This is a genomic window from Clostridioides sp. ZZV15-6597, assembly GCF_020657815.1.
In the GTDB taxonomy this organism is placed as follows: domain Bacteria; phylum Bacillota; class Clostridia; order Peptostreptococcales; family Peptostreptococcaceae; genus Clostridioides.
The window spans coordinates 1-11,992 of sequence record NZ_JAGWCT010000003.1 but is presented as its reverse complement, the minus strand read 5'-3'; the positions used below and the strand labels follow the sequence as shown (position 1 = coordinate 11,992).

General features: G+C 27.9%; 12 protein-coding genes. 7 read left to right on the top strand and 5 right to left on the bottom strand.

Annotated features, from left to right (window positions below; translation table 11 throughout):
* Positions 1-65: 65 nt before the first annotated feature.
* Complete coding sequence (locus KGF52_RS01350; RefSeq protein WP_227435330.1) at positions 66-749, top strand: ABC transporter ATP-binding protein; 684 nt, start codon at positions 66-68, stop codon at positions 747-749.
* On the top strand, positions 746-3,406 hold the full coding sequence (locus KGF52_RS01345; RefSeq protein ID WP_227838872.1) for an ABC transporter permease: 2,661 nt from the start codon (positions 746-748) through the stop codon (positions 3,404-3,406). Before KGF52_RS01350 ends, KGF52_RS01345 begins: the two co-directional genes overlap by 4 nt.
* A gap of 132 nt (positions 3,407-3,538) precedes the next feature.
* Here KGF52_RS01345 and KGF52_RS01340 read toward each other — a convergent pair whose 3' ends face one another.
* From KGF52_RS01340 to KGF52_RS01330, 3 genes are all read right to left on the bottom strand, one after another.
* Complete coding sequence (locus tag KGF52_RS01340) at positions 3,539-4,720, bottom strand: sensor histidine kinase (RefSeq protein WP_227838871.1); 1,182 nt, start codon at positions 4,718-4,720, stop codon at positions 3,539-3,541.
* Positions 4,720-5,382: a response regulator transcription factor gene (locus KGF52_RS01335; RefSeq protein ID WP_227838870.1), complete on the bottom strand. Its 663-nt coding sequence runs from the start codon at positions 5,380-5,382 to the stop codon at positions 4,720-4,722. The genes KGF52_RS01340 and KGF52_RS01335 overlap by 1 nt, the downstream gene beginning before the upstream one ends.
* A 74-nt stretch (positions 5,383-5,456) precedes the next feature.
* Positions 5,457-6,095 (bottom strand): TetR/AcrR family transcriptional regulator, encoded by a 639-nt coding sequence (locus KGF52_RS01330; RefSeq protein WP_227838869.1) that lies wholly within the window; start codon positions 6,093-6,095, stop codon positions 5,457-5,459.
* Positions 6,096-6,263: 168 nt separating this feature from the next.
* On the opposite strand from KGF52_RS01330, the gene KGF52_RS01325 reads away from it, so the two are divergent.
* The 5 genes from KGF52_RS01325 (at position 6,264) to KGF52_RS01305 (ending at position 10,375) form a co-directional block, all read left to right on the top strand.
* Positions 6,264-6,872, top strand: coding sequence for an MBL fold metallo-hydrolase (locus KGF52_RS01325; protein ID WP_227838868.1), 609 nt, complete (start codon positions 6,264-6,266; stop codon positions 6,870-6,872).
* Positions 6,873-6,969: 97 nt separating this feature from the next.
* Positions 6,970-7,701 carry a PadR family transcriptional regulator gene (locus KGF52_RS01320; RefSeq protein ID WP_413927381.1) on the top strand — a complete coding sequence of 244 codons (732 nt, stop codon included), beginning with the start codon at positions 6,970-6,972 and terminating at the stop codon, positions 7,699-7,701.
* Between the two features lie 101 nt (positions 7,702-7,802).
* Positions 7,803-8,561 carry an ABC transporter ATP-binding protein gene (locus KGF52_RS01315; RefSeq protein WP_227838867.1) on the top strand — a complete coding sequence of 253 codons (759 nt, stop codon included), beginning with the start codon at positions 7,803-7,805 and terminating at the stop codon, positions 8,559-8,561.
* Positions 8,562-8,564: 3 nt separating this feature from the next.
* Positions 8,565-9,305 carry an ABC transporter permease gene (locus KGF52_RS01310; RefSeq protein ID WP_227838866.1) on the top strand — a complete coding sequence of 247 codons (741 nt, stop codon included), beginning with the start codon at positions 8,565-8,567 and terminating at the stop codon, positions 9,303-9,305.
* On the top strand, positions 9,305-10,375 hold the full coding sequence (locus tag KGF52_RS01305) for an ABC transporter permease (protein WP_227838865.1): 1,071 nt from the start codon (positions 9,305-9,307) through the stop codon (positions 10,373-10,375). Before KGF52_RS01310 ends, KGF52_RS01305 begins: the two co-directional genes overlap by 1 nt.
* Before the next feature lie 113 nt (positions 10,376-10,488).
* On the opposite strand, the gene KGF52_RS01300 is transcribed toward KGF52_RS01305, so the two are convergent.
* A complete protein-coding gene (locus tag KGF52_RS01300; protein WP_227838864.1) occupies positions 10,489-11,148 on the bottom strand; it encodes a chloramphenicol acetyltransferase in 660 nt (219 codons plus the stop codon).
* Positions 11,141-11,719, bottom strand: coding sequence for a TetR/AcrR family transcriptional regulator (locus KGF52_RS01295; RefSeq protein ID WP_227838863.1), 579 nt, complete (start codon positions 11,717-11,719; stop codon positions 11,141-11,143). Before KGF52_RS01295 ends, KGF52_RS01300 begins: the two co-directional genes overlap by 8 nt.
* Positions 11,720-11,992: the final 273 nt, after the last annotated feature.

Here is an 11,992-nt window from a genome sequence, read left to right as displayed (position 1 = left end):
TTTGGTGTGTCACTATAATGTCATTTTGGATTGCTAAACTTTAACTATAAAGGAGATGATTGTATATGGAAATACTAAAATGTGAAAATTTAACAAAGACATATGGCTCAAATCAAACCATGGTGACAGCTCTTAATAATTTGAATTTATCAGTTCAAAAAGGTGATTTTGTATCTATAGTAGGAGCCTCTGGTTCTGGGAAATCTACATTACTTCATATGCTTGGAGGAGTAGATAGACCTACATCTGGAAAAATTTATATTGAAGACACTGAAATAGCAAGCTTAAAAGAGGAAGCATTGGCAATTTTTCGACGTAGAAAAGTAGGGCTTATATATCAATTTTATAATCTTATACCTACTCTTGATGTTAGAAAAAATATATTATTACCAATGTTACTTGATAAAAGGAAAGTGGATGAAGATAGGTTTTCTGAAATTGTATCTACACTTGGATTAACTGATAGGCTTAAACATCTTCCAGGTCAACTTTCAGGTGGACAACAGCAAAGAGTAGCTATAGCTAGAAGTTTAATATATAGACCAGCTATTTTATTAGCAGATGAACCAACAGGTAATCTTGATAGAAAAAATTCTGAAGAAATTGTAGATTTACTAAACTTATCAAATAAACGATTTAATCAAACAATACTTCTTATTACTCATGATGAAAAAATAGCATTAGAAGCAAATCGTATTATAACTATGGAAGATGGTATGATAGTTTCTGAAAAGGTGGTGAAGAAATGAATATTCTTCAAGAATACACCTTAGATTTTGTACGTCGTAATAAGCGCAGTAGTATGGCTATAATGTTAGCTATATTACTTACTACAACTATGATGTCTTCTTTGTGTGGACTATTATATACAATGTGGAGTGATTTTATAAGGCTTTCAATTGAGAAAGAAGGTAATTGGCATGGAGAGTTATTTGATGAAACTCATGGAAGTGACTTATCATTAATTGAAAATTTCTCTTCAGTTGATGATGTGATGATTAAAGGACAGTGGTATGTAGGTAAAATTGATGATGATAAAAGGGATTACATAATTTATAGAAATGCTACCTCAGAATATTGGAATTCTATGCCAGAGAAAGACACTATACTAGAGGGTCGTCGACCAAATAATGCTAATGAAATTGCACTATCAAAACAATATTTTGAGAGTAATCCAAATGTAAAAATTGGTGATAAGATTACTATACCAATAGGAGATAGGGTTTTAAATGGAAATCTTCTTGAACCCGTAGCTCCAAAATCGAAAGGTGAAAGTTTTAAGGAGATTTCAGAGACTACGTTGACAATAGTAGGGAAAATAGATGTTACTACTTCATCAGTTGTACCTGCATATACAGCTCTTGGTTATCTTGATAGAGCAAGTATAAAGCCTAGTGATAATATTACTGTATATTTACGATTTAAAAATATTAGAGATACATATAAAGAGCTTCCAAAGCTTGCTAAATCATTAGGATGGAAAATGAATGAATATGGAAAATACAATCTTAAGTATAATAGTAATTATCTTTTAAAAATGTTAGTTTTTTCTCCAGAGCAAAAAGCATCTATGAACAGTATAGAAAAATTTTCAACACCTATTATGTATCTAACAATAGCAATCTTTACAGTAGGCGTATTTGTAATGGTGATTTACAATGCTTTTGCACTATCAGCAAATGCTAGACTTACTCAATTGGGTATACTAGCTAGTATTGGAGCATCACCAAAGCAGATTAAAAAGTCTGTGGTTTTTGAAGGGTTTTTATTGACAATTATTCCTTTGCCTATAGGCTTATTTTTAGGATGGGCATTGTGTAAGGGTCTTGTAAGTTATATTAATTCAGTCGATACTGTTAATAATAATCAACAGGTAATCTTTACTTATGGTGTTATTGCTTTCTTGCCAGCTGTTTTACTTACAATAATAACAGTATGGATTTCTGCACTTATCCCAGCACGTAAAGTATCAAAAATATCACCTATAGAAGCAATTAGACAAGGTGATAGTATTAAAATCAAAAAGTCACATAAATATTCACTAACAAACTTATTTGGTATAGAAGGAGAGCTTGCAGTAAATGCGCTTCGTTCCCGTAAAAAATCTTATCGTACCGCAACAATATCTTTAACACTTTCTTTTTTATTGTTGATGAGCTTTCTAAATATAATTGCATGTCAAAGAGGTGCAGAGCGTGTTTATGGTAGTGATATTTATGCTAATCAAAGGGATATATCATTGCATTTGGAAAATAGTGAACCTGCAGAAAAACAGTTTTTAGAACAATTAAACAGTACACAAGGTGTAGAGAGTTCATTATATTATCTAAAAATGTCTGCAATCACTTGGTTAACTGAAAAAGACGCTTCAAAAGAGCTTGCAAAGAGTGGAGGATTTAAAAAGATAGTATCAGCTAAAAAATATGCTCCTATAGAACGTGATGGTAAGTTTCGTATTACTTCAACTATGATTGGACTTGATGATGAGAGTTTTGCAAAATATTGTAAACAACTTTCTATAGACCCAAAACCATATTATGATACAAAAAATCCGATTTCGATTGTATATAATCGTGAGGAAAATGTTGAGCGTAGTACACGTAGGGATAAAGTATATATAGATTATTTAAATCTTTCTGTAGGAGATAACATTACATTAAATGAAAAGGTATATGATGAAGATGAGGGAAATTATACTTTTAATATGAAAGTAGGAACTATTACAGATACACTTCCACAAATAGCAGAAAATCTTGGTAGATACACATTAATTCAAATAGTACCAATGTCTATAGTACAGGATGTGTCCAAAAACTATCATGAAAACCGTAGATTAAAATCAAATAGAATAACAGGATTATTTAAAATAGATAATAATGATAATATTTCTAAAGTAAGAAAAGAGTTTGAATCTATTTGCAATAAATATTATGGGTCAGGTGATTATAGCATTAATGATGTTGTAGAAAATGAAGAATTAAGTGAGAGTGGACAAATAACTATGAATTTGATAGTAGGATTTATTACAGCATTATTAGCTGCAATTGGTTTATCAAATGTATGGGCGACTGTTTCAGGGAATCTTAGAAGTAGACGACAAGAATTTGCTATGTTACGTTCTGCAGGATTGTCTCCAAAGGGTATGAAAAAGATGCTTATCCTAGAAGGATTATTTTTTGGTCTTACACCATTATTACTCAGTATTCCTGTGCAAATAGCTATATTGTATGCTTTCATCCATATAAATGAAATAAGTTTTATGGAGTACTTATTATTTGCACCAATATCCATAGTGACGAGCTTTACCATATTGATACTTATTGTAGTAATAGCGTCGTATACTATGGGATGTAAACAATTAAAGAGTGAAAACATAGTAGAATCTATAAAAAATGAGACAATATAAACAAGATTTATTGAATATTTTTTAAAAGCAACTTTAAAGAATATTGTGTGTAAGTGATAGATAATGTGTAAATGATAGATAAATAGGATATAATGTAACTGGATTATAGGTGTTTTCCTATAATCCAGTCTTTTATGTATAAAACTTAATTATGAATCGTGCACCACCATGATGACCATTTTCTGCATGTATAGTACCATTTTGACCTTCTATAATAGACTTTGATAGAGCAAGACCTATACCAATGCTGTCTTTACTAGCATTTTTACCACGATAAAATCGATTAAAAATATATGGTAGGTCTTCTTGAGCAAAACCTTTCCCATTATCCTCTATAATAATTTCAATGTATAGAGGGTTTTTACTATAATAAGCAACAATATGTCCGCCATCTTCTACATGTTCACTGCAGTTTTTAAGAATATTTAAAAGAGCTTCCAAAGTCCAGTTAATATCAATCTCAAATTCTACGAACGAAGAGTCTTCAATAATAAATGTCTGATTTTTTTCTTTTAAAATTCCTTCTATAGGTTCAACAGCATTAGTAAGAAGAGAATGGACATCTATAAGTTTATTTTCAAATATTAAAGTACTTGCATCTAATTTTGACAAAGTAAGTAAAGATGACACCAATCTTTCTAATCTTAATATTTGGTTTGTAAGTCTATTAAGGTAATCTATTTCTTCATCTGGACAACTTTCTGCAAGTAATTGTGCCATAAGCGACATAGAAGTAATTGGAGTTTTAAGTTGATGTGCAATATCTGCAAGATTATCTGAAAGAGTTTGTCTTTCTTTTAAAGCAAATTCTTTTGAGCAACGAAGTTCTCCCACAGTTTTATATATCTCGTCTTCAAGATGTGAAAACTCATCTTCACATCGTAAAAGTATGGATTCTTTCCCTAAATTGACTTCTTCCAAATAGTGAGTAAGAGTATTGATTCTAATCATGTTATGTATTTTTTTTCTATACTGAATTATGAACACAACCATAGCCATTGTTGACACTATAACAAAGGATACTATCATGAAATAAAAAAAGTTTTTATACCAAAATGTATTTTTAGTATAACCATGTTTTAATAAAATCTCATTTCCTACATTAAAGTCATGAGAACTTGAATTTTTTAGTGATTCTAAAATATATTCTGTAGATTTAGGGTTAAGTTGATATGATGTACCAATGGTTTTAGATATCATATTATATTCTTCAGAAGAAGTTATAGTTGTTAGAATTATACTTAATAAAATAGTGATAGTTAAGCAGAATACTATAAAAATAACAGTATTATTGATATTTCTTGGAGTTTTCACTAGCTGTCCTCCATTCTATATCCTATACCTCTCAAGGTCTTTATGCAGGATGGATTTTTTAGTTTTTCTCTAAGTCGCTTTATTGTAACAGTAAGAGTATTATCATTTACAAAGTTGCCATCTATATCCCAGAGCATTTCTAATAGTTTTGCACGAGTAAGTGCTTTATTTTTATTTTCCATTAAGCTTAGGAGTAGTTTGTATTCTCCTGCTGTCAAAGGGATTTCAATATTATCCAAATATACTTTAACTTCATCTTTATTCAATTTTATATTTTCACATGTAAGAGTGCTAGTAGTGTTATATTGGGTACGCCTAAGCACAGCATTAATTCTAGATTGAAGTACTGAAAGCAAGAATGGCTTAACCACATAGTCGTCTGCACCCATATCCAGACCTTGTACAATATCTTTTTCATCATCACGCACTGTCAAAAATATCACTGGAGTATCTCTTATATTTTTAACATATTTACAAAATTCATATCCAATCCCATCAGGTAGATTTAAATCAAGTAGAATTAAATCGATATCTTTGTCAAATTTTTTCTTAGCTTCAGTAATTGTACTATAACAACAAACTACATGTTTTTTCTTTTCTAGGGAAGCTTTTATTCCAAATGCAATTGTATCATCATCTTCTAAAAGAAGTATTTTTGCCATTTATTTTCAGTCCTTTCATTTAAAAAAATTTATAGTGTAAAATAAAATCCCTGTCAAAAACTTATAAATTAAAACTACGCTTTAAGTGAATCTATCAAAAGACCAAGTGTGGTTTCAATAAATTTTTTCTCTTCTATATTAAAATTGTTGAGATACGATTTTCCTGTTATAGATAATAAATTAAAAAATCCTGTAAGTGTAAATATTGATGAATACATAAGAGTAGGTATCTCAATATCTGACCTAATACTTCCATCAACTTTTCCCATTTCAAATAGTTCTTGTATTTCTTCAAACATAAACTTATTGAAAGAAAAAAAATTTTCTTTAAAAGGTATCTCTAAGTCTGAATTTTTAGATTGTACAAGTCCAATCATTCCCATTAAAGCTAGTAAAGAAGGCTCCTTACAATAAAATTTATGAAATGCAGAATATGAAAATTTTAATTTTTCAAATCCAGTTTTACCTTTTGAACTTTCTATTTTAACACTATTCCAAAGTCTTTTATACCCTCTTAGTACAACAGCAAAAAATAAATCTTCTTTGCATGAAAAATACTTATATATAGTACGTTTTGTATATTCTACTTCTTTTGCTAGTTCATTCATAGAAGTGTTATCAAATCCATTAAGACAAAATAATTTTTCTGCTTTAACAATAATTTCATTTTCTCTTTGGATTTTTTCTTTATCTCTTCTTGATAATTCTGACATATAAAATACTCCTTTCTACTGATTCTATTGATAAAAAAATATACTGATGGTATACTTGTATAACGATAGTATACTTTTTAAAAATAAAGTTAATGTAAAGCACTATAATTTATTATAACTTTACTAATTAATTATATAGGTAAAATATAAAATAAGGGGGATTTATTTATGAAAATAAAAGAAAATGTATTGTTGTTAGATAGTACTCATGGTGCAAATTGTTTTATTGTGTTTGATGAAGAGATTACATTGATAGATACAGGACTTCCTTTTATGGGGAATAGTATAATTAAAGAATTAAAAACACTTGGGATTCAACTAACTGAGATTAAGCATATTTTACTGACTCATCATGATGTTGACCATATATCTAATATTAAGTTATTGAAAGAACATACAGGAGCAAAAGTGTGGGCTCATATGGAAGATATACCTTTTATTATAGGGAAGAAGGATAGACCTGGATTCAAAAAATTTATTGGAAAGACAATTTCAAAAAGAATTATTAAAGATGTAGAGCCTTATAGAAATAATATGCAAGTCGGGAATATAAAAATTATTCATACTCCTGGACATACACCAGGACATGTATGTATGCTTTTTGAAGATGTATTGTTTGCAGGAGATTTAGTTAAGAATAAGAAAGGAAATATAATCCCATATCCTAATCTGTGGAACTGGGATTCTGAAAAAATGATGAAATCTGTAAGTGAGATAGAAAATTTAAAATACAATTGGATATGTATGTCTCATGGGATTCCTTGTGCTAAACAATAAAAATAGTAAGTTATGATATATTTATTTAAATAACAACTATTGACTATATACAACGTTGGTGATAATATAATATCCAAGATAGAGTATAAGGTGGTGAATTTTTCTGATACGTACTTTAATTTTATATTATTTAAATATTAAGCCAACACATGGATATGAGATTCAAAAATTTTTACAGGTTTCTGGTGCAGATAGATGGACAAAAATACAATCAGGTTCAATCTACTATGCATTGACAAAGCTAGAAAAAGATGGGGCAGTCAGAGTTTTGAGAGAAGAAAAAACTGGTGCTAGAATTCGTAAGATTTATGAGATTACACAAAGTGGTAAAGTGGAGTTAAAGGAAGAACTACAAAAAGAATTACAGATGCCTATAGTTCCAGTAGGTTCAAATAAATTCCTGTTGTATAATATTTTAGATGTATTACCAAGAGATACTATACAAATCAATCTTGAAAAGCATATAAAGCATCTTATAGAGCAGAAAAAGTATTGGGAAAACTGGAAAGAAATTAAAAATATTGATAAAAAAAGTCTTCCAACAGAAAGAATTGCCTTTGATATGACAATAGATAATTTGAATTATCAAATACTATGGCATGAGGAAATACTCAATAATATTGATAAGTACATATCTGTTGGTTATGAAACACAGAACGTAATTAAATCTATAGATTTTTCAAATATAGAAGACGATTTTTTATTTGAAAATGAGGCAAAAAGTGAACTATTAGAGGTTCAAAAACTCAGAGATGAAATAATTAATAATCCAGACAAAGCTATCGAGAATATAGATAAAATAATACTAAAATTACAAAATAAAAAATAAGTTTATTTATAATAGCACGAGTCAAAGACTCGTGTTTTAAAAAAATAATATATACAACATTGGATATATAATATTGGTTAAAATATTAGGAGGTTTTATAAATGGAAAATGTACTATTAGAGATTGAAAAGTTATCTAAAAGATATAACAATAAGGAAGTTGTATCAGGAGAGAGTTTTAAAATACTAGAAGGAGATATTTTAGGTTTTATTGGACCAAATGGAGCAGGAAAAAGCACATCTATTAATATGTTTACTACAACTGTATCTCCAGATAGTGGAGATATATATTATAGGGGTAAAAGTATCAAAACTCAGCAAAATATCTTTAAAAGTGCTCTTGGTGTTGTACCACAAGAGCTGGCAATATATGAAGACCTAAGTGCATATGATAATGTTAAATTCTTTTGTTCATTGTATGGTTTTAGAGGAAATGAACTTAAATCTCGAACTAAAGAGGCTTTGGAGTTTGTCGAACTTTGGGGTAGACATAAAGAACTACCATCAAAATTTTCTGGAGGAATGAAACGTAGATTAAATATAGCTTGTGCAATTGCACATAGCCCTAAAATTCTCATTATGGATGAGCCAACAGTTGGAATTGACCCTCAATCGAGAAATAAAATTATGGAAGCAATTAAAACGATTAATAAGAATGGTACAACAGTTATTTATACTAGTCACTATATGGAGGAAATAGAAGCTTTATGTAATAGGATTGTTTTAATTGATAAAGGAGTAATTTTAGAAGACTTAGATAAAAGCTTATATAAAGATAAGTATTTAAAACTTGGTTGCAAGACACTGGAGGATATTTTTTTATATCTTACAGGTACAAATTTGAGAGATTTGGAGGAATAATAGATGAGATATTTTTTGCCATTGTTTAGATTAGGAATCAAGCGAAGAAGTAAAGATTTTTTTATTTTATTTTATAATATTGTTTTTCCATTAATAATCATAATGTTATTAGGATATTTAACATCAAAGTCTTATGGAACAGAATTTACATCATATAACTATTATACTATTGTCACAATACCATTTTGTATTCTTATGGGAATCATTAGTGTTTCATATGCTGCACAAGATGAGAAAATTTCTAATACATCCTATCGTTATATGATTTCTCCTATTTCCATAAAAGAGTTAGTACTTTCAAAACTTTTCTCTTGTACAATTATACTTTCACTGTGTAATGTAATAACTTTAGTTATAATAAAAGGAGTTTTTCAGATAAGTTTTGGTGGAAATTTTTTAGCTATTATTTTTCTTTTAGTGTGTGAGTCAACTGTAGTATCAGCTATAGGTTTGTTTTTAGGTCTTGCATGCAAAAACTTAGATATACTACGTAATGTCATTAATATACCAATAGTAATTTTTGGTTTCTTAGGAGGTGTATTTTTTCCAGTTAGTTCATTAAATCCAGTTGTTTCATTAGTAATTAATATATCACCATTAACTTGGGTCAATAGGAGTATAGTTACTTGTATTTATGATGATAATTTACAACCCCTTTTTAATATATCATCTATATTTGTAATGACAAGTATTTTAATGACAGTACTTACAGTTAAATTATTTAAAAGGGAGGCCTTTATATAGTGAACTTACTAGGTATTTTTAATAATAATTTTAAAAGAAATATAAATAAAAAATCGGGTTTTTTAGTTATACTATTATTTCCAATAATTATAGTAATACTTGGAGTACTAGCAAATTACATAAGTAAACCATCTTTTAATATTGGGATTTTGAGTGAGTATAAAAATGAACAAGTTTTAAATAAATCTGAAAAGAAGATTTATACAGATATGGTTAAGACATTAAAAAGCACTCAAGGAATTGATGTTGAAATTGCAGACTTTAAAACAGTCAAAACTGATATTATAACTGGAAAATATTCTGCTGTTATATATTTCAATAAGGGTAATTTCAAACTGTATTCGATAAAAGATAAAAATACAAATAATATATTAGAGTATTTAATAGAATCATATAAAGAAGATTCAACACCTATAAATATAAATAAACTACAAGAAAATACCTTAGGTGTTTTGCAAAGAATAATTGCTTTTATTGTATTATTTTTAATGATAACATCTACTGTTACAGCATCAATGATTATTAAAGATAAAAATTCAGGTACATTTACAAGAATATTATATTCACCACAAAATATAAGAGGATATGTGTTAGGGAATATACTATATAACTTTGCAATCACATATTTTCAATATTTAGTTTCAATAACTATCATTAAATTGTTTAATATTGATATTAGTATCAGTTATATAAATTTACTTTTAATGGGTGTATGGATATCGGCTTTAGCAACTTCTTTTGGAACATTTGTATCTTCATTGTTTAATAAAGAGATGTATGCAAATTTATTTGCTACTGGTATATCTCTTATACTATCACTTATTGGTGGTTCATTTATTCCAATTGATAAAATGCCTACTATGTTGCAAAATATGAGTATCATAAGTCCAATACGATGGTTTATAAGTATTTCGACTTACATGGAAGATGGTAAAGGATGGTTTTCTAATATGAACTATATTTATATTTTAACATCAATAATAGTAGTTTTAGTTTTGTTAACTGTGGGATGTACTAAGAGAGTAAAGTATTTAAATAAAATTGAAGAAAAAATAAATAATTATAATTAAAATAAGAAAAAATATGAGTATAAGTAAACAATCACATTATCTTATTCATGTAATGTGATTGTTTATCTTAGATTATAAATATTATAATATATGTCTATAATACAGATTATTTTTTAGAATAACCATGTATCAGTATTAAAGCACATTTTTTGTATATCATCAATAAAACAACTTACATGGTATCCATCAGTAGCTGCATGATGTACTGTTATAGAAAGAGGGAGAAGTATTTTTTCATCTTTTTGATAATATTTGCCTGATTCAACTGTAGGGAAAAAATAATTTTCAAGACCATGATTATGTACAGTAAAGCTTTTAAAACTAATCCATGGAAGACATGAAACAGTATAGCAATTTTTTGGAGGATTAGGTTTTGCTAAAAAACCATAATTTTTTCCATATCGTTCAATATCATTTAAATAACTTTTATAGAATATTGAAAAATCTTTATTGTATTCTGTCCATATTGATGAAAAAGTTTTATTATCATCATGAAAAATTGCATAAAATGGAGTTAAAGTGTCCCAATATCCAAGTTCATTTTCATCATATGCAATCTTTAGTTCTTTATATCGATTTAAACAAGTTGTTACTATATATAGATATGCTGGATAAAATTTGATATTTCTCTTTTTCGTTTCATCAAGTAAACGAGTAATATCTATTTCTATAGTTAAATCAAATCCTACATTTGTCATCTTTGAAAAATAATAAAAATGTGTATATCGTTCCCAGTTTTGTAAGTCAATTTTATGGAATTGTTGTTTATTCATATAAAATCACCATATCCTTTATAAAATTTATTTGCTTATCAATATCGTCATCTGTAAGTACTAAAACAGGTGCTGATGTCTTCATACTATCAAACAAGAACATTATGTGTGTTGCAAGTGTCATAGAATTACATTTTTTAAATTCACCTTTAGATTGCCCATAATCAATTAACTTCGAAAGCATTGTAATGGCTGAATTATATCTTTTGTTCATATAATCACGCTGGTCTTTTTCTACAAAAGCAAATTCATGGATTGCAAAATCTAATCCAGAGTATTCACTTTGTATTTCTGACTTTTGTTGATTAAGAAAATACTCTAACATCTGCCTAGCTGATATATCTTCCTTGATACTTTCATCTAATAAATTTTTAGCATTATCTTTATGAGAATTTAACATATCAATAAAAATTTCTTTTGTTGAATTAAAATGTCTGTATAGACCACCACGACTTAAATTACATGCCTCACAAAGATCTTTCATAGTTACATTACTATAGCCTTTTTCAGAAAATAACTTTATTGAAATATCAATAATAAATTGTTTAGTTTGCATTCCTTTTGTTGCCATAGATTTTCCTCCTTTGCGACATAACTGTCGTTTTTAATTATAAGACACTTGTGTCGCTTTGTCAATTTAAATTTATATAGTATAAAACAGCCAGCAAATAAAATGGTTAGTAAATAAAATAACTCTAATTTATTTTTAAATTAAGGTGAAAGTTTATTAAAATAGTAATAATAATATTGACTTTTAAAACTTACGTATGTAATATATAAATTACTATCAATTATGTTATTTTAATATATATTTTTTTATGAGGATATTTAAAAACAATAAAAT